This window comes from Parasutterella sp. (genome assembly GCF_057870745.1).
In genome coordinates this window covers 13,236-38,122 of the sequence record NZ_DBMALT010000011.1, presented here as the reverse complement: position 1 = coordinate 38,122, position 24,887 = coordinate 13,236, and the positions used below count along the sequence as shown (strand labels likewise).

General features: G+C 44.3%; 19 protein-coding genes, 1 tRNA gene and 1 pseudogene. 17 read left to right on the top strand and 4 right to left on the bottom strand.

The annotated features are described in order from the left end of the window. Positions 1-170 precede the first annotated feature (170 nt). From ACZND6_RS04605 to ACZND6_RS04580, 6 genes and pseudogenes are all read left to right on the top strand, one after another. Positions 171-1,331, top strand: coding sequence for a porin (locus tag ACZND6_RS04605; protein WP_489524422.1), 1,161 nt, complete (start codon positions 171-173; stop codon positions 1,329-1,331). Positions 1,332-1,542: 211 nt separating this feature from the next. Beyond that, positions 1,543-2,367 (top strand): nitroreductase family protein, encoded by an 825-nt coding sequence (locus tag ACZND6_RS04600; RefSeq protein ID WP_021868563.1) that lies wholly within the window; start codon positions 1,543-1,545, stop codon positions 2,365-2,367. 82 nt (positions 2,368-2,449) lie between these two features. Then, positions 2,450-4,213 carry a sensor histidine kinase gene (locus ACZND6_RS04595; RefSeq protein ID WP_489524421.1) on the top strand — a complete coding sequence of 588 codons (1,764 nt, stop codon included), beginning with the start codon at positions 2,450-2,452 and terminating at the stop codon, positions 4,211-4,213. A gap of 22 nt (positions 4,214-4,235) precedes the next feature. Next, positions 4,236-4,760 (top strand): response regulator transcription factor, encoded by a 525-nt coding sequence (locus ACZND6_RS04590; RefSeq protein WP_489524420.1) that lies wholly within the window; start codon positions 4,236-4,238, stop codon positions 4,758-4,760. Between the two features lie 65 nt (positions 4,761-4,825). Beyond that, positions 4,826-6,115 (top strand): FAD-dependent oxidoreductase, encoded by a 1,290-nt coding sequence (locus ACZND6_RS04585; protein WP_489524419.1) that lies wholly within the window; start codon positions 4,826-4,828, stop codon positions 6,113-6,115. 41 nt (positions 6,116-6,156) lie between these two features. After that, positions 6,157-6,276: pseudogene (locus tag ACZND6_RS04580) on the top strand (hypothetical protein); the annotation flags it as partial. A 38-nt stretch (positions 6,277-6,314) separates the two neighbouring features. Here ACZND6_RS04580 and ACZND6_RS04575 read toward each other — a convergent pair. Further along, a complete protein-coding gene (locus tag ACZND6_RS04575) occupies positions 6,315-8,216 on the bottom strand; it encodes a flavocytochrome c (protein WP_279175434.1) in 1,902 nt (633 codons plus the stop codon). 300 nt (positions 8,217-8,516) lie between these two features. Between ACZND6_RS04575 and ACZND6_RS04570 the strand changes: the two genes are divergently transcribed. Further along, positions 8,517-9,344 (top strand): hypothetical protein, encoded by an 828-nt coding sequence (locus ACZND6_RS04570; protein ID WP_418572702.1) that lies wholly within the window; start codon positions 8,517-8,519, stop codon positions 9,342-9,344. A gap of 129 nt (positions 9,345-9,473) precedes the next feature. Here the strand turns inward: ACZND6_RS04570 and ACZND6_RS04565 are convergent, their stop codons facing one another. After that, positions 9,474-10,700, bottom strand: coding sequence for a M20/M25/M40 family metallo-hydrolase (locus ACZND6_RS04565; protein ID WP_489524418.1), 1,227 nt, complete (start codon positions 10,698-10,700; stop codon positions 9,474-9,476). A gap of 444 nt (positions 10,701-11,144) precedes the next feature. Between ACZND6_RS04565 and ACZND6_RS04560 the strand changes: the two genes are divergently transcribed. Together ACZND6_RS04560 and ACZND6_RS04555 are read left to right on the top strand one after the other, a co-directional pair. Next, entirely contained in the window at positions 11,145-12,476 is a 1,332-nt protein-coding gene (locus ACZND6_RS04560; protein ID WP_300874513.1) for an AAA family ATPase, read from the top strand. Continuing rightward, complete coding sequence (locus ACZND6_RS04555) at positions 12,463-13,137, top strand: RloB family protein (protein ID WP_300874510.1); 675 nt, start codon at positions 12,463-12,465, stop codon at positions 13,135-13,137. Before ACZND6_RS04560 ends, ACZND6_RS04555 begins: the two co-directional genes overlap by 14 nt. A gap of 343 nt (positions 13,138-13,480) precedes the next feature. On the opposite strand, the gene ACZND6_RS04550 is transcribed toward ACZND6_RS04555, so the two are convergent. Beyond that, positions 13,481-13,557 (bottom strand) — tRNA-Pro (locus tag ACZND6_RS04550). 321 nt (positions 13,558-13,878) lie between these two features. Then, entirely contained in the window at positions 13,879-15,348 is a 1,470-nt protein-coding gene (locus ACZND6_RS04545; RefSeq protein WP_300874507.1) for an FAD-dependent oxidoreductase, read from the bottom strand. Between the two features lie 157 nt (positions 15,349-15,505). Between ACZND6_RS04545 and ACZND6_RS04540 the strand changes: the two genes are divergently transcribed. The 8 genes from ACZND6_RS04540 to ACZND6_RS04505 all read left to right on the top strand — a co-directional run bounded on the left by ACZND6_RS04540 (position 15,506) and on the right by ACZND6_RS04505 (position 24,836). After that, a complete protein-coding gene (locus ACZND6_RS04540) occupies positions 15,506-16,954 on the top strand; it encodes an FAD-dependent oxidoreductase (protein ID WP_489524417.1) in 1,449 nt (482 codons plus the stop codon). Beyond that, complete coding sequence (locus tag ACZND6_RS04535; protein ID WP_489524416.1) at positions 16,948-18,714, top strand: sensor histidine kinase; 1,767 nt, start codon at positions 16,948-16,950, stop codon at positions 18,712-18,714. The genes ACZND6_RS04540 and ACZND6_RS04535 overlap by 7 nt, the downstream gene beginning before the upstream one ends. After that, the gene (locus tag ACZND6_RS04530; RefSeq protein WP_418572666.1) at positions 18,704-19,318 is read left to right on the top strand and encodes a response regulator transcription factor; all 615 of its coding nucleotides are present in this window, start codon (positions 18,704-18,706) and stop codon (positions 19,316-19,318) included. The genes ACZND6_RS04535 and ACZND6_RS04530 overlap by 11 nt, the downstream gene beginning before the upstream one ends. A gap of 80 nt (positions 19,319-19,398) precedes the next feature. Next, positions 19,399-20,463, top strand: a complete 1,065-nt coding sequence (locus ACZND6_RS04525) for a C45 family autoproteolytic acyltransferase/hydrolase (protein ID WP_283387919.1) — start codon at positions 19,399-19,401, stop codon at positions 20,461-20,463. Between the two features lie 135 nt (positions 20,464-20,598). Further along, positions 20,599-20,793 carry a hypothetical protein gene (locus ACZND6_RS04520; RefSeq protein WP_155165838.1) on the top strand — a complete coding sequence of 65 codons (195 nt, stop codon included), beginning with the start codon at positions 20,599-20,601 and terminating at the stop codon, positions 20,791-20,793. 122 nt (positions 20,794-20,915) lie between these two features. Next, on the top strand, positions 20,916-22,760 hold the full coding sequence (locus ACZND6_RS04515) for a sensor histidine kinase (protein ID WP_489524415.1): 1,845 nt from the start codon (positions 20,916-20,918) through the stop codon (positions 22,758-22,760). Next, on the top strand, positions 22,757-23,368 hold the full coding sequence (locus tag ACZND6_RS04510; protein WP_278661038.1) for a response regulator transcription factor: 612 nt from the start codon (positions 22,757-22,759) through the stop codon (positions 23,366-23,368). The genes ACZND6_RS04515 and ACZND6_RS04510 overlap by 4 nt, the downstream gene beginning before the upstream one ends. Positions 23,369-23,372: 4 nt before the next feature. After that, positions 23,373-24,836 (top strand): FAD-dependent oxidoreductase, encoded by a 1,464-nt coding sequence (locus ACZND6_RS04505; protein WP_489524414.1) that lies wholly within the window; start codon positions 23,373-23,375, stop codon positions 24,834-24,836. Positions 24,837-24,887 lie beyond the last annotated feature (51 nt).

Here is a 24,887-nt window from a genome sequence, read left to right as displayed (position 1 = left end):
ACATTTTCTAATATTTGTTTGTTTCTGCTTATACAGACTGGATTACACCTCAGCCGGTATAACGACTTTGCATAAAAAGCAAAATAGTCTTTTGAATTTTGCCTGTCGTTTAGAAATGGCCGTCATCAGAATGATCTGAAATCTCAGATGACTAACCAAGGAGAATTCAGATGAAACTTTCTAAAACAACGGCTCTTGTTCTTTGTGCCTTCAGCGGCAGCCTTGCGTTTGCAGCAGAACCAGCTTCAAACGTAACACTCTACGGTGTATTGGACACAGGTGTCTACGCTCATCATGCTTCTAATGGCAAAACCATTGTTGAAATGGCTTCCGGTATCACTAAGGGTTCTCGCTTCGGCCTTGAAGGTCAGGAAAACCTCGGCAACGGATACAAAGTCTATTTCCGGCTGGAACAAGGTTTTGAAAGTGATAACGGCGACGCAAAAGACGCAGACTCCGCTTTTTATCGTGACAGTTACATGGGTGTAGCCACTCCGTTCGGTGCTTTTGAACTCGGCCGCACAGGTGCTCTGACCGCAGGTACCCACGGCGGTATCGTTGGAGGAATGAGTCCGTTTGGAATCACCTGGAAAGAAGGTGCATTGACCAAAGTCTTTGCCGGTAACGTCGCAGCTCGTGTAAATAACATGGTCAAATACGAGTCGCCTGAACTCAGTGGTTTTAAGCTTTACGCCCAATACTCAAACGGTATCGACGATGACGATGTCGTTTCCTCACAGAAGAATCGTTACATCGCTTTAGGCGCAACTTATCGATACAAGAACTTAAGATTGATCGCCGCATTCGATAACCTGTTCTATAACGACTCTGCCGTCAAAACAGATGCCGGAGTTGCTGCCGGTAAAAATCTGAAGGACCAAAGAACCTACAACATCGGTGGTACCTACGACTTCGGCGATGTACGCATGTATTTAGGATATCAGTTTGGTCAGAACATTAAGACACCTCGTCAGGGTGACGCAGATGCAATTGCTGCTGCGAAATACGACGCCAAAGACAGCAAAGCAGCTGAAGGTTACGACACCAATGCTGTCACACTCGGAACGAAAATCAAATTATTCGGCGGCGAATTGAACGGTACTCTCGGCTATGCACATGCCAAGCGGGATTACCAAGATTCCAAGGCGGATGTCTATCAGGCAATGTTAGGCTACAAATATCCGCTCTCTAAGAGAACCTATGCCTATGGCGCGGTTGGATATATCCACGGCAAATCTGAGAACACCAAGTTATCCAAGAAGGTATGGAAACACACCGTAGAACGCGTCAACACAAGATCTTTCTTTATGGGTCTGTGCCACGAGTTCTAAGATCTAATTGATTATCTTTAGGTTTACTCCTGTTAATGGCTTCCGGTCGGCTACATGCCGCGGGAGCCATTTTTTCTTTCACAGATACTCGGGCCATAAAACACTTATCCCGTTGGTTCAAACGCCGGGTCGAAAACCGAATTCCTGGCCTAATTGATGAGAAAATTTCACTCATAGAAGAAAAACCAAACTCAACCCAAGCGAGAACATCATGCCATCTCATTGCACAACGAGTTCTGATAACTGCATCGGCTGCGGAACCTGTATTCTTGTCTGTCCGAAGCGCCTGTTAATTCTTGATAATGGTCGTCCAAAAATGATCGAAGGACGGGAGCATCTTTGCAACGACTGTGGACAATGCACAGCATATTGTCCGGTAGGGGCCGCTATTCACAACGGTATTTTGGCTGCCGATCTAGAGAAGACATCAATGCCTTCTTCTTCAGCCTCAAAAACAATTATTCAGGCCCTCAAACAAAGACGTTCATATAGGAGTTTTTCCTCTCAGCCGGTGAAGCAATCCGATCTCGAAAAGATTCTTGAAGTGGTCGGGTATGCGCCCTCGGGTGGAAATAACCGTTTTTTGCGTTTAATCATCACAAAGCCGGAAACGACTAAAAAATTCTTGGAATTAATCGCACAGTGGTTCGACGGGGACTGTCGAACCGATCCGGTTTACGGCAAACGTTATGCAAGCAAAATCGATTCCATCCTAGAGCGTTATCGTGCCGGACAAGATCCGATTCTCCGCAATGCGCCTTCCGTTGTCTTTAGTGTTGGACCCAAGACTGCTGTGTGGGGCGGCGTCGAGAGCGGGATTAATCTGACTTACTTCAATCTTGCAGCAGAAACGATGAATATCGGTTGCTGTTTTGCCGGTTATGCAACCGCTGCCGCAAAAAGAAGCAGGGAAGTTCGAGAGCTTTTGGGGATTAAAGAAGACGAGGAATGTTTTAGTGCGATGTGTTTCGGATACAAGACGATCCGGGCTCAGCGAATTCCGACTCGTCGATTAGTGGAATTCAAGACAGTCTGAAGCAGTTAAATATTGTCTGACCTGATTCTTCATTCTTTTATTTTCAGTGAGATTCAATTTTTAACCCCTTGAGAGATAAGTTGTGTTTAGGTCAATTTCTAAACTCTTATTCTTGATTGCCCTTGGCGCAGCTTGTGCGACTTCTGTGTGGTCTAAGACGATCACTATTGGCATCTTAGATACGATTGACCCCTGGTTTTATGTTCAAACCTTCGGGCCAACGATGGAACATTTGAGAAAGGTGATTCCTCAATATGAAATCAAGTCCGTCGAGTTGTCGTTCGAGAACCTGCAAAAGGCGATTAAAGCAGGAGAACTCGATTTCTTTATTGCTCCGAGTGGATTCTTTGCCTATGTGGCAGAATCTGCCGGCGCGCGCCATATTGCAACACGCCATCCGCAAGGAGCCAAAGATCCTTCTAAATCTGTAGGCTCTGTATTTGTGGTTCGTGCAAACGATTCTCGGTTTAATACTCTTTCCGATTTGGTTAGGGTTTCCGTTGCTGCGACGGACTCAAATTCCTTCGATGGCTGGATTATTGCGCTAGGAGAACTACTTCTTCAAAACTTAGATCCTAAAAGATTGTTTTCAGTTATTACCTATACGGGTTATGGGATACCGGACGTCGCCTCTATGGTGCTCAATAAGCAGGTTGACGTTGGGATACTCAAGACTTGTGATCTGGAGCAATTCGAGAGGGAAGGGACAATAGCAAAAGGAGCCCTAAGAGTACTAAACCCTAAGAATGACTCTTTAATTTCATGCAAAGTGTCCACAGACTTATATCCGGATGTTGTCTTTGCTTCCTTGCCTAAAGCAGACTCGAATTTAGTTAAGACAGTGTCAGTGGGACTGCTTACCATGGATCGGACGAGAGGAGGAGACAGTTGGGGCTTTGCCAGCGACTTTACGCCGGTTTCCTCTTTATACCGTTCTCTGGAAATCGGACCCTATGAGTACTTAAAAGAAACCGGATTCATAGGATTTGCAAAACGATACCGTCATTATTTATATGGCTTCGCTACTCTATTGATCTTAATTCTTCTTTATACGGCTTCCGTGAGAAGAATCGTCAGCATCAGAACCCGAGATCTGACTATTGCACTGAAGGAAAAAGACAAAGCCGAAAAAGAGGCTCGCGAGAGCAGAGAAAATCTCTTCCAGTTAGAAAAAGCTGGCGTTGTGAGTGAACTGTCTGCGATGTTTGCTCACGAAGCCCATCAGCCGATCGCGTCTCTAATTAATTATGCCGACGGCCTAAAGCTTTATTTGAAAGGAAAACGCGAAGATCCATTAGTGCAGGAAGCGCTGTTAGAAATTTCAACGCAGGCAGATCGACTTTCAAAAATCATTCAAAGAGTCAGAACCTACGCAAAACGGCAGCATCACGAAGTTAAGCAAGAAAACTTATCCGAGATAGTAGATCGGGCGTTGGTTTCATTTAGAAGATCGTCTCTATCTTCAGGAATAGATGTCGAGGTAAAAGCTCCCGGTAAAGCTGATGCTCTTGCCGACGCTCTTGAACTTGAATTGCTGATTGTGAACCTGCTCAAAAATGCCGCTGCAGCCAGCAAGGACAGCCGAGAAAAGTTAATAAGCGTCCAATTGTCGGAAGAAGCAAACGAATGGCTGTTAAGTGTATCTGATCATGGTCAAGTGATTTCAGATAAATTATTAAGTCGGCTTTCGCATCCCGCCAAGAGCCTTTCAGACGGCTTAGGTTTGGGACTTTCAATCTGCCGTCTTATCGCAGAAAACCATGGAGGCAAATTAACCTTTAAGCCGAATAATTCCAAAGGCTTGATCGTGACGCTCCATTTGCCTAAAGCTAATAAGGAGATTTAGAGTGGAAGCCCTAGTAAGAATCGTGGATGACGAAGAAACGGTTAGAAACTCAGAGCTTTTTATTTTCAAGCTTGCAGGAATTCCTGCTGCTGCCTATTCCTCAGCAGAAGAATTTTTAGCTAAAGATGATTTGACCGTTCCGGGCTGTATTATTCTGGATCTCCGAATGCTGGAAATGAGCGGTCTTCAGCTCCAACGTTGTTTGCTGGAGAAAGGCAGCGATCTGCCGATTATATTTTTAACGGGTCACGGGACGGTGGATGCAGCTGTAATGGCTCTAAAAAACGGCGCAGTAGATTTTCTTCAAAAACCGGCTAAGCCTGAAAAGCTTCTTGAAGTGGTTAAAGTTCATCTGCAACAGAACAAGGAATTACGGTTGTCGAAAGCACTTATTCAAGAAAAAATCAATAAATTTGAACGCCTGACGGATAGAGAAAAAGAGGTGCTTCGGGAAGTCGCTACAGGCAAGCTTAATAAACAGATCGCTAATGAGCTAAATATTGCTGAGCAAACCGTCAAAATCCATCGAGGTAATGCGGATGCATAAGCTCGGACTTCGCTCAGCCTTGGATGCGAGTGCATTTTTACTCGATATCGGGAGGGTTACTGGAGATGAATAGAAGGAGCTTGTTTTCCGCTTTTCTCTTAACGATCCTTCCCGGACCTTCCTACGCCGGTTTTATTGAAAACATCTTCAGTAAAGGTAAATCTTGGGATGTAATCGTTGTCGGAGCAGGTGCGGCCGGATTATCAGCGGCCGTGGAAGCTGCTGATAACGGCGCTTCTGTGCTTCTATTGGAAAGTCAGCCGGAAATCGGAGGAAATACTTTAATCTCCGGCGGCTTTTATGCCTCGGTAGATAAAAAACGTCAAGAAAAACAGGGAATTACTGATTCTGTAGAGTTGCATGTTCAGCAAACTTATGAACTCGGCGGCCGTTTAGGAGATCCTAAGTTGGTGAGAACAATGGTGACAGAGGCGCAGGAGTCGCTCGAATGGCTGGAAAAATTAGGTATGCATTTTCAGCCTCGAGTTTTTGAACTTTATGGCGCCCATTGGCCCAGAGCCCACATTCCAGTCTTGCCTCTCGGACAAGGATACATTCGAACCTTGGCGGATGCTTGTGTAAAGCGGAGAGTCGAACTAAAGGTTAAATGCGAAGTTCGAGAAGTATTGACTAAAGACAATAAAGTCATTGGTGTCGGGGCTTATTGCGGAAATGAGTATAAGCAGTTTTATGCGCGCAGAGGAGTGGTGCTTGCGGCCGGAAGCTTTGCAGCTAATCCGGATTTAATACAGAAGATCTCGCCGAAACTCAAAGGGCTGACGACTAACAATGCGCCCGGTTCTAATGGGCTCGCCATGTTGGCAGCAGAAAAAGTCGGAGCAAAACTCGTCAATCTAGAATTTATTCAGTGTTTGCCGGGTTGCCCGCCGGGTAAAAAATATCGTGTCCGTTTTCATAATGACGTCTCTCATTTCATTTTCGTGAATAAAAACGGAGAACGGTTTATCCGTGAAGATAGTCCCAGAGATGAGTTCAGAGACGCCGTTCTCTCGCTGCCTGAAAAGTACGGATTCATCATTATCGACGACGAAGGGTTTAGAAGGGCGGGAATCTTAGTGCAGAAAGAAGCGGTAAAGGCAATTGAAGGAGGGGAGGCTTGGAAAGGCGAAACGCTTAGAGAGCTTGCCGACAAAATGAGTGTTCCCGCCGATAATCTGATTCGGACGGTTGAAGACTACAACGAAGGGGTTAGGTTGGGTAAAGATCGTTTGGGCAAGAAAATTCATTCCTTAACGCTTCCGATTGCTCATCCCCCTTTCTGGGCTTGCTATGCAGGGATGACGGTCCATTACACTGAAGGCGGTATCGCCATCGATGAAAAAACTCGGGTTTAAACAAGAACAATCAGCCGGTCGCGGGTTTATATGCGGCCGGAACAATTACAGGAAATGTTCACGGTAAAAATCGTCTTGGAGCAAACGGACTGGCGGATGCCATTGTGTTCGGACGTATTGCCGGACGCCAAGCCGCTAAAATTAAAGGCGAAGTACCGTGAAGGCACTCCGCCTGGCCTAGCGATCTTTATTCAGCCGTTTATTTACCTGCAGCGGTAAGACCCGCGATTCTGCCGAATGTCAGAGCATCAGGAACCGCATTGCAGCCGACGCGGTTGGTTCCGTGGATACCGCCGGTGATTTCACCAGCAGCAAACAGACCGGGGATGACTTTGCCGCTGTTATTAATAACCTGGGCTTTTTCATTGATTTGAACGCCGCCCATGGTGTGGTGAACAGAGGGAGTCATAAGCGTTGCGTAGTAGGGGCCGCCCTCGTCAAGACGATGGTCATCCATACAGGTCGGACGTCCCATTTCGTCACCGGTACCTTTCTTGCAGAATTCATTCCACTTCTTAACAGTCTCGACTAAGTTCTTACCATTGATCCCGGCTTTTTGAGCCAGTTCTTCAAGGGTGTCGGCTTTGAAGGATTTACCCGAAGAAAGAATGTCTTCGACTTTCACACCGTAAGCATTGCGGCCGTCTTTATCAACGAGAGCACGCTTGGCGGAAGAAATCACGAAGAAGAGCTGATCTTTCTGAGCTAGATTGGCTTTTGCAAGAACGTCGCGGCGTTCGGACTCATTCACGTAGCGTTTGCCGTTACGGTTTACATAAATGCAGGAGTTCTCGCCGAGTTTGAAGCTTGTTGCGCCAGTCTTCGGATCACCGGCAGGGAACAACTGGATCCAGCCCATCTGAGTTAAATGAGCGCCGGCCTTCTTGGCTAAATTAATGCCGTCGCCGGTAGCAGAGGGAAGGTTGGTTGTCGGAGTATTCTTACCGAGTTTTTTGCCCCAAAGTTCGTCATACTCGTTACGCATCTTAACGTTAGCGCTGAAACCGCCGGTTGTCAGAATGACGCCGTCATTTGCGTTGATGACGTATTTTCTGCCGTTTTTGTTTTGAGCTAGAACACCTATGACTTTGCCGCCTTTAACAATGAGGTCATCAGCCGCTGTGTTGAGCATCAAAGTGACCGGAAGTCCTTTTTCCTTGATGTAGGCTAAGTAGGTGTCAACATAACCGACGCCGGACTTGAAGTTTTCGGCTCGGTTTGATCTCGGCCAAAGAGCGCCGACGAACTGGTTGGCCTTTCCCCGCCAGACAAAGCCCATCTTGGAGAGCTGGTCCATTGTGCCGGAGACGTTCTTGGTTAAGGTGTAGACGAGGTTGAGGTTTGCCTGGTTGTCCCCTGACTTCCATGTCTGCAGAGCGTGCAGTTCTGGAGAATCGAAGAGTTTGTTTGAACCGCTTTCTTTGTATTTAGTCCATTGGTCTTTAACTTTATTAATTAATTCGGCGTGAAGCGGATTCAGTGGTTTTTGGTTGATGATGCCTTCGACAATCTTCTTCTGTCCTTCAGACATCGTCAGATGGTCTTGGTTGCGATTGGCAACGTTGAAGCAGCCGCCGGATACGGAAGTATTTCCGCCGGCAAATCCGTTCTTCTCAAGAAGAATAACTTTCTTGCCGGATTCAGCCGCTGCAACAGCAGCGGAAAGACCAGCACCTCCGGCACCTACAATCACGATATTGGTGTCTTCAGTAACGGTGTCATTGTAATGAGCGGGTTTAGGAGCGGGCTTCTGGAACTGTTTAACATCTAAGCCGGCTTCCTTCAGGCACTTGTTAACTGCTGCCTTAATGGCAAAGCTGGAGAGCGTTGCACCGGAGATGTTGTTGACGTTTGTTGTCTGATATTTGACGATTTCAGGAATCAATTGAGTCTGAGTTAAATCGGCAACGGGATGCGTTTCGGACCAATCCAAAACCTTAACGGATTCGATCTTATTGCCCTTTACGATGACCTGTACTTTGACGGCTCCGTTTCTACCTACTTCCTGAGCAGTGTAGGTTCCGTCTTTAGCAAAGGCAGAAGTTGATAAAGCTGCCGCCGCGACTAAAAGTGTAACCGTAGCTAATTTAAAGCTTTTCATATTATCTCCTTGGAAAATAACAGCTACAGTCTATGAAGGCAGCTAAAAAAAGAAAATAATACCTTGGTTCTAGTTTTGGATAATAGGGGGTATTTTTTTTATTAAGATAATAAGTTATTAGATAAGGACTTCTTAATTGGGAGCTCTCCAAAAAGTAATTCTCATTAAGTCCTACTCTCACATTAGATTTCCACGCCGACATTTTGCGTAAGTAGCAAAATTGTTTTGCCTAGAATGCATTGGATATGTCGATAGTCGGTGAAAAAATGAAATTCTCAAATCCCTCAATCGAAAATGACTATGAAAAAATTCCTTGCTCTCACCGGTTTGATCGTTGCTTGCTCTCTGCCTTTTGCTGCTCAATCTCTGGAGTGCTCTGTAAAGCCTAAGGTTACTTCCATTGAAGCCCCGCACAGCTATATGTTCGTAGGCAATTCCTATACATATTATTCGAGCGGTCTTGCCGGCGCTGTTAACGGTCTGGCAAAAGCTGCCGGAATCAAAGTCAGACGCAACCGTATGGTGACCATTGGTGCAGCTGACCTCGGTTGGTTCAATGTCTGGGAACTGGTGCGTCCTTCCGGAATGGCTTCTACTTATGTCGACCACAGCGACGGCGGCAAAATCAAGAAGTTTGACTTCAGGAAAGAAAAGGTTTTTGAGGCTGTCATTCTTCAGGACAACAGCACCGGTCCGATCCATCCGCAGCGCAAAGAAATCTTTGAGAAGTATGCAAAACAGCATGCATACGATCTGCAGTGTTTTGGCATCCAACCTTTGATCATGATGACTTGGGCAAGAAAGAACAAGCCTGAAATGACACAGCAATTGGCAGATGCCACAACAAAAGTCGGCAACGAAGCCGATGCAATGGTAATTCCGGTTGGTTTGGCTTTTGCCGAAGCGATCAAGCAAGATCCGAAGTTAGAACTTTACCGTGCCGATAAGACACACCCGTCCCCTGAAGGAACCTACCTGGAAGCCTGTGTTGTCTTTGCCAGCATGTACCATCGTTCTCCGGTTGGCCTGAAATACTACGGTATTGAGAAAGTAGAAGAAAAGACAGCCCATTTCCTCCAGGAAGTCGCATGGAATACTGTTTGTGAATACTTCGGCTGGAAGAAGTAATTTCTCTTAATAATCTCCAAACCCAATTTTTAGAGCCGGTGAATTGATCCGAAACCAAAGTTTTCGGGGTCCACCGGCTCCTGTTTTAATGCTCTCGTGCGTACTTTTGGGGACGCACATAGTGCTCGCTTAGTTAGCCTTGTTCTTGGCAATGAGTTCTAAAACTTTTCTGCCGAGCTCAATTCTTGGTTTGACGGTAGAGAGATCAGACCATTCTTTTTCAGGATTATGTAAATCTCCGCCGACTACACCCATGGCGCAAGCAACCGCTGCTCCGCCTCCGGAGAAACGGTTGCCGTCGGAAGCGCCGCCGACATCCATCCATTTTGGAGCAGGCTGGTTCAGATCTTTGGATGCCTGATCCACCAGTTCAATTAATTTCTGAGAATTTTCTGTATGCGATAGAGCAGAGCTCTTAGCAACGTACTTCAGCTCAGACGTCACGTCAGGTGCAAAACCTCGTTTGCAAAGTGCTTCAATCTTGTCCAACACGGCATCGCGTGTTTGATCGTTGAAGAAACGGAAATCAAATACGACGGTTGCGTCTTCAGCGATAGTGTTGGGTGTCGTTCCGCCTTTGACGACGTCAGCGTTCAAAGTGACATCTTTATATTCAGAGGCAATCGCTTTGATTTCAGGAATGGCTTTCGCCATGGCTTCAATAGCATTTCTTCCGTCCTGCGGATTGTTTCCTGCATGAGCGGGTCTTCCGTGGAAATTGATCGTCAAGAACATAGAACCTTTGCGAGAACGCACAAATCCGTTGCCCGGTCTGCCCGGTTCGTAAACCAATGCAATATCGGTTTTCTTGGCTTGTTCATCCATGAAGGCACGGGAGGCTGGAGATCCGGATTCTTCTCCGGGGTTGACGATTACCGCTATGTTGAGTTTTTTCATGGCTTCCGGCGGGATCTTCTTGCAAATCCACCAGACTGCATTTAGGGAACTTTTATCGTCGGCGACGCCGGCACCATGAGCAATATTGTCCTTAATCGTCAGAGGATACTTTTGAGCGTTCCCGACCGGCTGAACAGTATCAGAGTGGACAGAAAGCACCACATCGTAATGATCTTGATTAGGTGTATTGGTAGCAATTAATGCTTTGCCTCTTCCGGCGCAGTCTCTTGTAGTCACTTTCCATCCGATCGATTTGAAACGTTTTTCTAGGATGTCAGCTATTTTGTTAGCGCCTTCAACGTGTCCGGATTTTGAGTCAATAGATACTAACTCCTTGAGTTCATTGAGATATTGCTTCATGTCAAAATCGGAAGCATTGCCATTAGCGGCAGCAAAAGCAAAAGATGGTGTCAGACTTGCAGCTAAGCAGCCTGAAACAAAGTTGCGACGTGTGGTCATATGAATATCTCCTTTGTTATTGAGGTAATAAAGGAAGTATAGAAAAACGGATACCAAGAAGTTGGCATTCAGCTAGAACATTCGAGAAAGTGTTTATAAGAAAGGAGTTTCTTGGGTAACTGATTTGCAAATGAATGAAATCCTTCCAATAGCTCACTCAGATGTTTTGTCTGAGAGGTTGAGAGCTCACCATAAATGCTGATGCTGAGTCATTGTGGGGTCTTTCGCCTCGATAAATCGATTTTTCTATAGTTTGAAACAATGATAAAAGTGATATTAAGCTGTTCCTAATTTGCAAAAATTCTGCAAAATTAATGCTCAACTTTAAGGTTTTTCGCTATTATTGAACTAGGAGTTGCGGAAATTTTGCATTTTTGCAGTAACTTGAAATCACTTTATTTCTTGATATTTATTGATTTGTTCTACTGAAAAAGTGGGGTTGATATGCTTCTCGAATTTAGGCTTGAAAACTTTAAATCCTTTCTGGACCCTACCGTATTCTCGTTGGTTCCAGCCCCTAAACAAAAGGATTTACAGTACAGTCTGTTAACAAAGAAGATAGATGGAATTTCAAAGGTTCAAAAGGCCCTATGTTCTTCTGTAATCTACGGTCCTAATGCATCAGGAAAATCTAATATTATTTGTGCAGTAGATTTTCTTAGAAGCGTGGTTTTAAGGGGAAATATTCTGGATAGCGCCTCTTTTAACGGCTTGAATCCAACTTCCTCCTTCCTCCCTCTAGCCCCGAACTCTTCGTTAGTTGAGAGAAGGCCCGTTTCACTCGGCATTACTTTTTTAACTGAAGAATTTAAGGTAGAGTACGATATCAAGTTGGACCTAGGAGAATTCTTAGATACCGCATATAACCGTCACATCTCTCAAGAGTCGCTCAAAATAAATGAGAAGCTTTTATTCGAAAGAAAAGATGGAAATATTGAACTCGCAAAAAATAATCTTTCGAATGCCAGGATGAATACTGAAGAAGGAAGGAAATTAATTAATCAGCTTTCAAATGAAGGGTTGCATCCACAAGAATTGTTTTTATCGAATGGATTTAAAAATATTGTAAGTCCGGGAGTTGCCAATAAAGTACTTTCTTGGTTTAGGGATGACCTTAGAATTCTTTATCATTCGGAAAAGGTTCGCGTTGGCGGTAGCACAAATTCTGAAACTAATCAGCTTGTATTAGAGATACTTAGTTCGGCTGCAAAAGCGATTGGATCAAAATCTTTATCTTTTTCTTTTGATACCGAGGGAAGTACAGACAAGGAAAAAAATGTTCTTTATTCTGTTGTCAAAGAATTAAAGGGCGCGCGGACAACAATTAATTCAGAAATATATGAGTCTTATGGCACCGTAAGATTCATGCATATGTTTCCTTTAATTTTATCTGCGATTGAAAATGGTACGGTTTTATTCATAGACGAATTTGATGCCTCGATTCATCCGATGGCTATTATGAGCTTAATTAACGTCTTTCATAATGAAGAGATAAATAAGAAGAAAGCTCAGTTGATTTTTAATACACATAATCCAATTTTCTTAAATGCTAATCTCTTCAGAAGGGATGAAATTAAATTCGTAGATAGAGAGGAAAATAACAGTAGTACTATTTACTCCCTGTCTGACTTTGGGACAAGTGGTGTGGGTGGAGTGAGAAAAACTGATGATTATATGAAAAATTATTTCATTGATCGATATGGCGCAATATCCCGGGTAGATTTCTCTAGTCTCGTATCCAGATTAACAGAGAAGAAACATCATGAAAAACCATAAAAGGAAGCAGACAAAAAAATATTATTTCTCTGTAGAGGGCGAAACAGAGAAAATGTACTTGGAATGGCTTCAACAAAGAATCAACGAAGAGAGTGATTTGAAATTTAAAATCTCCTTTGATATTAAAGTCGAGAAAAATCCTCTAAGCATGGTAAAAAGTGAAGTTATTCTTGGTGGCGAGAATATATTTCATTTTTTTGACTTTGAAAGCCCTGCGTCTTGCCACATTAAAGCTAGAGACGAGATATTTAAAAAATTAAAAGAAGCAAAGAGTATAAAAAGAGTGAATTATGGACCAGCATATTCAAATTTTTGTTTTGAACTTTGGCTCCTTTTACACAAAAAATGTTTAAGAAGGTCATTTACAGATCGTAAACAGTATTTGGTAGAAATCAATAAAATATTCAACAAGAAATTTGAAGATTTTCGCGAGTATAAACACCGCGATAACTTCTGTTCTATTCTAAACGCCTTGACTTTCCAAGACTTTCTTCAAGCAATTGAAAATTCTGAACTAATATTGAAGGACTGTGAAGAAAATGGTCTCTCAAATCAGAAATATGGTTTCAAATTCTATGAGAATAATCCCTCTACATCTGTAGGTACTGTTCTTCAAACGATATTAAAGGATTGCGGCTTTAAGTTCCCGTCAAAAAAATGACCCTTAATATTATGAATCGATGTTTCTTTAAAGAGAAAAACGAAGATGAAATGTTTTTATTGTTTGATAATGCTTGAGGATAAAACGTTGCTTAGATGATTTAAAAACTTCTTGATTAATCTTGTTCTTTATAAAAAATAAGGTTCTGTTGAAAAATGTTTTAATGGATTGCTGAATCATTTTTGCGGTGCGAGAAATAACACTGAATAAAACAAAATAAACATTACCTCATTTGAAGCGGGAATCCCTCGAACCCAAAGAGGATTGAATATATATACTTCTCTGGCGTTCTCTCGTTCGAATTGTTAGATTAAGATAAAAATAGGGGTTGACTAAAGAAAGATGGTCGGAGTGGCAGGATTCGAACTTGCGACCTTTGCGTCCCAAACGCACGGCTCTACCTGACTGAGCTACACTCCGATCCTCTGTTCTTAATTTTTTTAAAGAAGAATTAAATCAGGGAGAAATTATTTCACAAAAGCATCCTATTTCGCCAGTCACGCAAGTTAGCTAAGGATATTTGTAAGCTTCTTATTCTGAAGAAGAAAAAATCATCACGAAGTTACCCAGACAGTCCCTCAGCCTCGGCAGAACAAAGCTTATTGTAGGAGACCCGTTCTTTAAAGCTTACTTCATCTTTCAGAAAAATCCGCCCAAGCGGGCGGATGTGTGGCTGGTGGTTTTGAAACCTTAACTAATCATTCGATTGATAGTCGGTTTCATATTTTCAACTTAAGAATCCTACTTTCCGACAATCGAATCCACGGCGATACGGCCAAAACAGATCGCCTTGCCGAAAGCCGTGCCGGTCATATAAGCTGCGCCATGGACGCCACCGGTTAATTCACCGGCCGCGTAAAGAGCAGGGATCACTTCATTGAACACATTGATAACCTGAGCTTTTTCGTTAATCTTCAGACCGCAATATGTTCCGATCAGGGCAGCGGTTGTCGGCATGATGTAGAACGGTCCCTTTTCAATAGGAACGGGTTTGCCGAAGCCGCTGGTGAGGGATTTTCTTCCGAATTCATCATTGCCTCCTTTGATGCCCTTGTTGTATTTCTCAACGGTTTCTTTAACGGCCTTAGGATCAAGACCTGCTTTTTTAGCTGCTTCTTCCAGTGTTTCTCCGAAATAAACCCATTTTTGACCGGCAGGATCGTTTGTGAGAGCAGTCATCATCTCGATGCCTTGAGTATCGTTTTTGACATCGTAGTCCAGAATGTTTTTATCAAATAACTGGTAAGAATAACCGTCTGTCTGAGCTAATGAAGCGTCGCCTTGGAGTTTGTAAGACTGAGATTCATCCGTAAAGCGTTTGCCTTCTTTGTTAATCATAATGGCACCGCTGTAGGTGATAAGGCTCATGTCCTGAATGATTGTCGGATGAAGTTTAAAGCCGTAGGAGGCCTTAATGTAAGTTGTGTCAAGAGTGTCAGCACCTATGGCTTGAGCCATAAGAATACCGTCGCCCTGAGTACCGGCGCCGGCAATCGCATCGGCTTTTGCCATAATCGGATTAAACTTGGCCAGCAACTGAGGATTCCGAGAGAAACCGCCGGCCGCGAGAATGACACCTTTATTTGCGCCTAATACAACGTTTTTCTTGTTAATTGTTGCTTTGACTCCAATGACTCTTCCAGAGGTGCAGTCAGTGACCAAACGATGAGCAGAGGCGTTAAGAACAATTTCCACACCCTTATCTCTAGCGTACTTAGTCATGGCTTTAATTACTTCGGGAGGATTAAAGGTATGGGCACGAGGAACGCTCATGCCGGAAGCAGCCATAACGCCTCTTGGATGAACATTTAAGGTCTTCGTTAAGAAGTCATATTGAATCTTACTCATATCGACGAAAGCTTTAACCACTTTCGGATCGTTCATGTTTTTGCCTGTCTTCATCATGTCATTGAAGAACAGTTCGGCGGTGTCTTTTTTACCTTTCTTTGCCTGCAAATCTGTACCGAACGTGGAAAATTGACCGCCGCATAAAACACTGGAACCGCCGATGATTCCGGTTTTTTCGAGGACGATGGCTTTAAGACCTAATTCGCCGGCACGGCAGGCCGCTGCTAACCCGGCTCCGCCGGCACCGATGATCACGATGTCATATTCTTTATCAAAACCGGCAGCAGAAGCTTGGCTCAGGGGAATAAAGGCCAGAGAGCTCAGGCCGGCTGTTTTGAGAAGATTTCTACGGGATAACGTCATATTTCTCTCCTTGAATTTGATCAGTCTTGAGATTTCAAAACCTGAGTTCATCTTAGGTTGCAAAATACCTAGGTAGGTTGATAAATATCAATCCTTGGCGAAATATCTTGTCTCCCACTAAGATTGAGTTATACCGACCTATAAAAATCGCTCAACCATGTTTAGAAGAACCTTTCTATCGCTTTCTGTACTTCCGCTAATTCCCGGATCTGCAATCGCTTCTACCCAAACGTCGGTTGACCTATTGATAGTAGGCGCCGGCGCAGCAGGTTTAGCCGCAGCTTGCAGGGCAGTTGAACTGGGCATGAAAAAGGTACTGATAATAGAGAAAGAACCTCTTATAGGAGGGTCAAGTATTCGATGCGGAGGACATTGGTCTGTTTCACAAACAGAGTATCAACGTTCATTAAATATCAAGGATAAAGATGAATGGTTCTTTTCGGATTTGATGGAAGCCGGACAGTGGAAAAATGATCCTCGGCTTGTAAAGGTATTCATTGAAAAGGGTCGTGAAGAGTATGAGTTTCTGAACTCTCTCGGCGTCCAACCATTCAGCCTATGGGCGTCGGGAGGATCCGGAGTCCCTCGAGGACATGTATTTGATCCTCATAAATTAGTTAGAACTCTGTTGAGGTTTGCAATTGACCATGGTGTCAAAGTATTAACAGGAGTAAAAGCACAGAGGTTGTTAATGGACAACTCGCAATCAATCACTGGTGTAGAAATCAAGAAGCTGGGCGAAACCGAGGTTGTCAAAACAAAATGCGTTCTCTTAGCAAGCGGAGGATTCGGAAATAATAGAAAAATGCTTGAACGCTATGTCAGTGACTTGGAAAACGTCCAGGTGTTTTCGGGAAACGGAAATACGGGTGATGGTCATCAGATGGCGATGGCATTAGGAGCAGAACTCATTGATACGGAATATATCAAACCATCCTATGGATTTATAAGGAACGCCGCAGACGCGAATGACTTCAGTATGATTTTCTACAGCGGCGCCGTTATCTTGAACCAAAACGGAGAACGATTCGTAGACGAATCGATGTCTTATAAAGATATCGGACCCATTGCATTAGTACAACCGAACGGCCGAAGCTATATCGTTTTTGATGAAAACATTCGGCTCATGCAGCTGCAGAATCGACCGCCTGAGAAAAGACTGTTTGGCAACATAACTCAGGATAGTAAATATATTTATTTTGCTGAAGATTTGTCTGAGGCCGCCAGAAGAGCCGGTTTAAATCCGGAAAATACCGTTCGAACAATCCAAAACTACAACCAAAGCATTAAGACAGGAAAAGAAATTTCCTTTAAACGCTTGTCATTGTCCGGAGCATTCGGAACACCGGTTCCTATCGAAAAAGCTCCTTTTTACATAATGCCAGCTACATGCGGAATTATGGGAACTTACTGTGGCATTCGTGTAAATGCCAAAACGCAAGTCTTGATTCAGGGTAAGCATCCTGTGAAGAACCTATTGGCCGCAGGTGAAATCATGGGCGGCGTTCACGGTGTCAACTTCACACCCGGTTGTGGTTTTGGAAAGGCTCTGGCATTTGGAAGAGTAGCAGGGGAAACCGCGGCAGGAGTGCTTGCAATATGGTAAGAATGTTCTTGATTCTGCTCATAGCTCTCTGCTTCGGAGGAAAAGTTTGGTGTGCTCAGACTCTTCGAATAGGGATTCAGGAAACCATTCTTCAAGGGCAGGAAAAAGAACTTATCAATGAAACCATCTCTTCGTTGAAGTTAAAACTTAACAGAAATATAGAGGTTTCCGAATTTTCTTCGAAGGACCTACAGAAGGCGATACAAAATAACGAAGTCGATCTTTTCATTTCCTCGACCCCCTTCTTTATAGCCGAGGCAAAAAGCGGTGCCCGAGATATTGCTACCTTGGTATCTGATCGCGCATTTGATCCGAATCAAGGTTTAAGTGCTTTAGTTCTTGTTAAAGAAGGGGCTAACGGCTTAAACAGTCTTGCTGACTTAAAAGATAAGACAGTCGTCTTTAATCCTCGCTACGGACAAGAGACCGTCTATTTAATCAAAGGAGAGCTTGAACAATCAGGTAAAGATAGTTCGTTGATTCTTAATAAGCTCACAGCCCGAGATGAATCTGTCAAGGAGTTACTTGACGATTTGTCTCAAGAAAAGTTGGATGCCGTTGTCTTACCCAGTTGCCTTCTAGAAGAAGAGGCCGAAAAAAATGAGATCAACACTCTAAACCTTCGAGTGTTGAATGAGAAGAACCATCCGAATTTACTTTGCCTTCACTCTACGTCGCTTTATCCGAGTACTACTTTTGCAATGCTTCCGTCCGTGCAGGCAGAGTTATCTAGAAAACTGAGGTTAATTTTATTAGGCCAAGAAGCCATAAAAGGCGGAATGTATTGGGGTACGTCTTCTGATTACGACAGCGTAGACCGTTTGTTAAGAAGTCTAGACATGGATGCATACGCTTCAGAACGAAAGTGGACTATGAAAAATGTCGTGAATAAATATTGGTATATATTTGTCGGTTTTCTGCTCCTTATTCTCGGTCTAATGGCGCATAGTGTTCGAACTGAGGCCCTAGTAAAGAAGCGAACGGCACAGTTGCAGGCTTCATTAAAACAAAGAGAAAAGCTTCAGGTTCAAGCAGCGAAAAGTGAAGAGGCACTCGGAAAGCTTCAACGATTAGGGACTGTCAGCCAGATAAGCAGCCTGTTTGCTCATGAACTAAGGCAGCCACTGAATGCGATACGTTGTTACGCCTACAGCCTACTCAAACAAACGATGAAAGCCGGAAGCAACTTAGATAAAGAGAAGTTTGCTTCCGGATTAGAGGAAATTAATGAGCAGGCTCAACGGGCAGACGAAATTATCCAGAAAGTGCGTGATTACGTGAAGGACAAGTCAAGGGATCTCACGCAGGTTGACTTAGATCAAATTCTTAGGAAAACGATTGAGAGCTTCTCACTTGGCCACCCTGACTGCGAAATTCAAGTGCAAACGATCCCCGCGAAAGTTCTGGGCGATCCATTGGAAATTGAACTGATCATTTCTAATCTGATAAAAAACGCTTATGAAGCTTCAGTGGGGAAAAAGACCGAACCTCAGGTTTATTTGAAGGGCGAGAGAAAGAGCGGCAATTTCCAAATAGAGGTTTGGGACAACGGTCCTCAACTTTCTGAAGAGCAACTGAGTGAGATTTCAAATTCTTCCGGTTCAACCAAGGCTGACGGTCTAGGACTGGGCTTGTCAATCGTGAAAACTTTTGTCGAACGTCATGGAGGCACCTTGATTTACAGCCGTAGTCCGTTGGGAGGTTTGTTGGTTTCATTCAACCTTCGATTAGTGAATGGAGAAAAGGGAAATGGATCCTAAAGCGATAGCGTTGATACGTGTTGTCGATGACGACAGAGCGGTTTCCAAGGCGATTCAGTTTCTTTTGGAAAATGAAGATTGGACAGTACAAGTTTTTTCCAGTGGCGAAGAATTTCTGGTCAATGAAGCACCTTCCGTTCCGGGGTGCATAATTCTGGATATCCAGATGGGCGGAATATCAGGCATTGAAGTGCATAAGGAGTTAATTGCTCGGGAGTCGAAAGTTCCGATAATTTTCTTGACTGCGCATGGAGATATTCCGATGGCTGTGGAAGCCATGAAAGAAGGTGCAGCCGAATTCCTCGTCAAACCCTTGGATCCTGAAAAACTGCTTCAGCTTGTCGAAAAACATGTCGAATGGGACATAAAGAGACGGCAGTGGAGCGTCTCAAAAGAAGAAGCCGAGCGGCGTGTTGAAAGTCTCACATTACGCGAGCGGCAAATTGTTGAATTGGTTTTAAAGGATTTAAGTAACCAAGAGATTGCCGAAGCACTGAAACTTAGCCGACGAACTATAGAGTGTCATCGCCAGGTTGCCTATAAAAAATTACAAGTCAACAACGTTAAAGAACTAAAACTAATACTGGAAGAAGGAAAACAATAGTTTTAATACTTCTTGGTTCTTTTAAATTACGAGATCCCAATGATCAATAACTCAATGCCTAAAAGTTAAGGAGAAGCGATATGCATCAATACATCAAAGTATCCGGGACTCCCTATGAAAGAGGATTTCAATACGGATCGCAGGCAAAGGAAAGAATCTATAAAGTAATCGAAGAATACAAAGTCCTTTTTGAAAAAGAAGCCTTCATTACCTGGGACAAAGCGTATGAACTCTCTAAACCTTATCGCAAAGAAATAGAAAAATATCGTCCGGATCTTGTTGAAGAGATGAAGGGAATTGCAGACGGCGCCGGTCTTGATTTCAATACGATCCTCACGCTTAATTGTCGCTCCGAAATCATGTTTGCTAAGGCAGATATTGCCGAAGACGCGTGCACAACGATCGGCGTGCCGCCTGAAGCTAGCGAGAACGGGCATACACTGTTAGCCCAAAACTGGGACTGGTGGTCGATGGGATATGGAACAACCGTACTTTTGGAAGTTGAACAAAAGCCATTCGCTAAAGCCATAATCATCACAGAGGCCGGTCTTGTCGGGGGAAAGGGATTGAACGACTGCGGAATAGCTCTTTCAATGAACGCCATGTCGGTAAAGAAGGGAAAACTTGGCGTCCCGCTTCAAGTCCTTCTCCGAGGAGCTTTGTCTTGTAAAACGATTCCCAAAGCCATTGATGCGATTGCTAAAGCCAATAGAGCCGGGAGTGCCTGCGTGGGTCTTGCAGGAGCCGACGGTTTGCTTTTGTTCATTGAGTACGCTCCAAATGACTTAGATATTCTTTTGTCAGAGGGAGAACCTTGCTGCCACAGCAATCACTGGCTGTCCTTAAAAATGATTCTTGGTCCCGAAGCCAAGAACTATTCTTACAACTCAACGTTCATTAGACTCGATCGAGCTAGAAGGTTGGTCAAGAAAGAGGACAAGCTGTCGGTAGAAAAGATATTCGAAATCTTGTCTGACCATGCCGGTTATCCCGACGGCGTTTGCAGACATGATGATGAAACACTTCCGATTTACCATCGACATAGTTCTGTTTGGTCCATGGTGATCGATGTGAACGAGAAGATCATCTACTTAACCGACGGAACGCCCTGCAAGTTCAAACCTAAGGAATACAAGCTTTACTAGAAAGAAAACAGAACTGTAATAGGGTTCAGTAAAGAGGCCGAGGAGGGCGAGATCATTTTAATGCTCTATCTCGCTTTCCGTCGGCCACATTTCCTGGTCACTGCCAAAATGAGCTTTAAAGGATGGAGGGCGGAAATGAAGACATCGCTGCAAAACACGTTAGAGGATATCAAGTCTAAGGAGGATAAAGACTCGGACATTCCGGCATCTCGTCGGACACGTAGAAAACTCCATTTAGACGATCTTCTAGACAAGTTTGAGAAAGCTCAAGCAAGCACTCGACGCAATTTAGAAGACAGAGAATGGCTGGACTGCAAGGAACTGCTCTGAAAACTCCAAGAGCCCTTGATGCAGTTCAAGCTTTTTCCTTAAACGTCCTTTTGGCCATAAGTCGGATAAGCCCTGCCTGTGGAAGCTTGAGTAATTATCTCAATTGATCGCTGATTGCGTCTGTGGCAAAGTTACGTCCAATAGAACTACCCTTGACAGTCATGGGCGCAAGCCGAATCTTCGATCCCTTAATCTCCAGAATCCCGATCCTGTTCACCGCAGCTTGTATATGGTCGTGGACAAGCTGTGCACATGCCGTGACTCTAGATGCCCAGGTTATCGGAGAAGATAGAAGTGTGATCGAAACGATAGCGACTACATTGGATCACTTGCGCGAAGAAATATCCGACGAGTTCTTTGAACTGAATTATCTTGCCAAGGAAGACCTTCTTAAAAAGACCAAAGATAATCCAGCCTTCTTTTTCATTACGGACGCGGTGACTTTCGCAGCCTTGTCGGAGGCAGGGGCCTGGGCGGTTGCTGCAATGAAACATCCTTTGGCCATTGACTCTTCTCATACGAGCGGAGCCGCTTTCATTACCCGGAAAGATCGGACGGATATCAATTCGTTAACTGATCTGCAAGACAAGAAAATCGTAGGGATGTCTCCGACCTCATCATTGAGCTATCTGATCGGCTTAAGAGAACTCCAAAGAATTTTCGGTCCCGGTCATTTCTCCAAGGAAGTTTCCTTCAGCGGTGCTCCGATTGAAAAGGTTGTACACGAGATCTTGGAAGGAAGAGGCGACGTAGGAATCATTGACGCCTGTCTCCTGGAGCGAATGGAGCGTGACGGCAACATCACTCCGGACTCTTTAAAAGTCATCAGTCCGCGTGACAGCAGCGATCTTCGCTGCCGCCACTCGACAGGTTTGTATCCCGGCTGGGTAATGGCTGTATCTAAGCCGGCTTCAGAACTTACAGAAAAAGAACGCAATCTCATCTTAAAAGTTAGTTCTGTTTTGCCAACGGTTCCTAAACTTCAAGGTTTAATGGAGTGGTCAACGCCGAGCAACAACGACGCCATTGCATCGTTGCTGTCAGCATTGGAAGATGAAAATAAAGACAAAGCTTTTTGGAAGAATTTCTTTAGTAAATATGGTCCATGGTTGGGAGCCTTTGTTATTTTCCTATTTTTGCTGTTTGCTCACACGATTTACGTTTCTTGGCTGGTTCGCAAACGGACGGCTCAATTAACGGCATCAATGCAAAGAGCCCAAAAACTTCAGCATCTTGTGAACTCTGAACAAGAAAAGATCTCAGCGATGGAGAGAGCAGGTATTGTCGGACAGTTGTCTTCGATGATAGCCCATGAGCTTCAGCAGCCGATCAATGCGATTACAAACTTTTCCCGGGGACTGAGAATTCGAAATGAACGCGGATCTTTGGATCCTGAAGTCTTGCAGGAAACGCTTCAGAGGATTACTCATCAAAGCGAAACTGCAGCTCAAATCGTCAATAAAGTGCGAGCTTATGCAAAGCAGCATAGTGCGGAGAAGGTTAGAGTGAATCTCCTGGCTCTTTTGAAAAAATCCATCCAAAAGTTCAAGCAGATCAAGGGTTCTAGACTGAGTTTTGATTTGAATTGCCCTGAGACAATTGAGGTAGAAGTTGACCCGCTCGAAAGTGATCTTGTCCTCTATAACCTCTTCAAGAACAGCTTGGAAGCCTGCAAAAATGAAGCTGAGCCTTTAATCATTATCAGTGTTGAACAGTCAGAACAGAAAACAGTCATCAAAATTCAAGATAACGGACCTGAAATTTCTGAGGATTTAGTCAACTCTATCTTTATCCCGAAAGTCAGCCAGAAAACGGATGGCCTTGGACTCGGTCTTTCAATATGTAAGGCTTTAGCAGAATCGCAGGGAGGTAGCTTGACTGCCATAAGAAACGAACAAGGTCATTTGGTCATGAAGCTTTGTCTTCCAATGGCTGTACCAGCAAAAGATATAAGGAAGAATCAATGACAAACGGAACGATTTACATAGTTGACGACAATGCCGAAACAGCTCAGTCTTTGGCATTCTTCCTTGAGTCTCTCGGATGGAGGACCCGTGTTTGGAATGATCCCGAAACCTTCCTAATCGATTATGAAGAACTTGCTGCAGACGGATGCTTTATCTTTGACATTCGTATGCCGAAGATTGACGGATTAGAACTCTTAGAACGCCTGAACGCAAAGGGCAACAAACGTCCTATCATCATCTTAACCGGCCATGGTGACGTTAACATGGCGGTCAAGGCATTCAAAAACGGAGCATTTGATTTCTTTTTGAAGCCTCCGGCCGAAAAAGAACTGATTGAAGCTGTCGAGAAGGCGCTGACAGTCTCAAGTGATGTGAAATTCCAGGCTGAAAAACTTGCCTATGACAGAAAGCGTTTCGATTCTCTGACGGATCGAGAAAAAGACGTGGTAATACTTGTCGGTAAAGGCATGATGAACAAAACGATTGCCGATACACTCAAGATCTCTGAGAAGACGGTGCAGCAGCATCGCGGTGTCGCCTGCAAAAAACTCAATCTCATCAATGCGGTAGAAATAGCTGATTTTCTTCGCAACCTGAATCTTCGCTAATAGTATGAACAATATGTGGACAAGAAAGCACCTCTTAAAAAGCCTCCTGGCTTTAGGTTTGCTGCCCCTTAGCTCTTTCGCTCAATCTAAAGACGAGGCTCAGAAAGAAGAAGTGCTTCCGAAAAAAGTTGATGTCATCGTCATCGGATCAGGAGCAGCTGGCATGTCTGCTGCTATTGCTGCAAAGGATAAAGGCGCAAGGACCGTCGTTCTTGAGAAGATGCCCATCATCGGAGGAAACACTTTGATCTCCAGCGGTGTGGTAAATGCTCTGGATGAAAAAAATCAGAAACTGCAAGGTATCGAAGATTCGAATGAATGGTTTTATAAGCAGACGCTGGCGGCCGGTCACGACAAAGCCGATCCTGTCTTGGTTAAAGTTTTGACAGATCGTTCATATCAGACCATTCAATGGCTGGAGAGTATCGGTGTTAAATTCAAAAAAGGCGTTTTTCAGGTTTATGGGGGTTTATGGCCTCGAGGTCATTATCCTTCGGTGTCTCACGGGAGAGGGTACGTCGCAGCTTTGTCAGAGCAGTGCCGAGCAAAAGATATTCCGATTCTCACGAATGTTGAGGTGGTCGCTTTAATTAAGGAAGGTTCAAGAGTTGTAGGTGTAGAAGCTCGATTTAAAAATCAGCTGCGAAAGTTTTATGCCGATAAGGCTGTCATTATTGCTTCTGGTGGATTTAGTGCGAACAAAGCCCTTTACGCAAAAATGGATCCCCGCTTAGAAGGAATGACATTTACCGGCGCCTCCTCGGCAACGGGCGAGATGATTGGTATTGCGGAGAAAGCAGGCGCTGCTGTCTCTGATATGGAATATATCCAGTGCAATCTCGGACCGGACGTCGGTTATACCCATCGTTCCGGATACCATCTTGATGTGACTCGGCATGTGTTGGTCAATATCCACGGAAAGAGATTTGTAGCAGAAGACGGAGCGAGAGATTACCTGCGTGATGCTGTGCTACAGCAGCCTAATAAGATCGTGTATTCGATTGTCGATAAGGACGGATTCCAAAATTTAAGTTCTCTTTTCCAGCAGGCGGGAATCTTGGGAGAGATCGAAGGCGAGCACTTTGAAAGTAATGACTTGGCAGAGCTTGCCAAGAAAATGAAGGTTCCTCCCGAAAATCTCGTCAATACCATTAAGGAATACAACCAAGCCGTTGAGACTAAAAAGGATCCTTACGGCAGAGAGGTTTGGATGCTGACGCAAAAGATTGAAACGCCTCCTTTTTATGCCGCTCGCGTAAGAATGGCCGTCCATTACACCATGGGCGGCATCGTGATCAATGAAAAGGCTCAGGTTCTTTCTAAGGAAAGAGAACCGATCAAAGGGCTTTACGCGGCAGGGGAGGTGACAACCGGCGTTCACGGCTCTAACCGAGTCGGCGGAAACGGCCTTTTGGATGCTTTTGTTTTCGGTCGGATTGCAGGAGAAAATGCCGCGGTTGGTCTTTGATGATCTGCACATCCGATCTTCATCGGATATGAGAAAAAGCCCGCTCTCCTT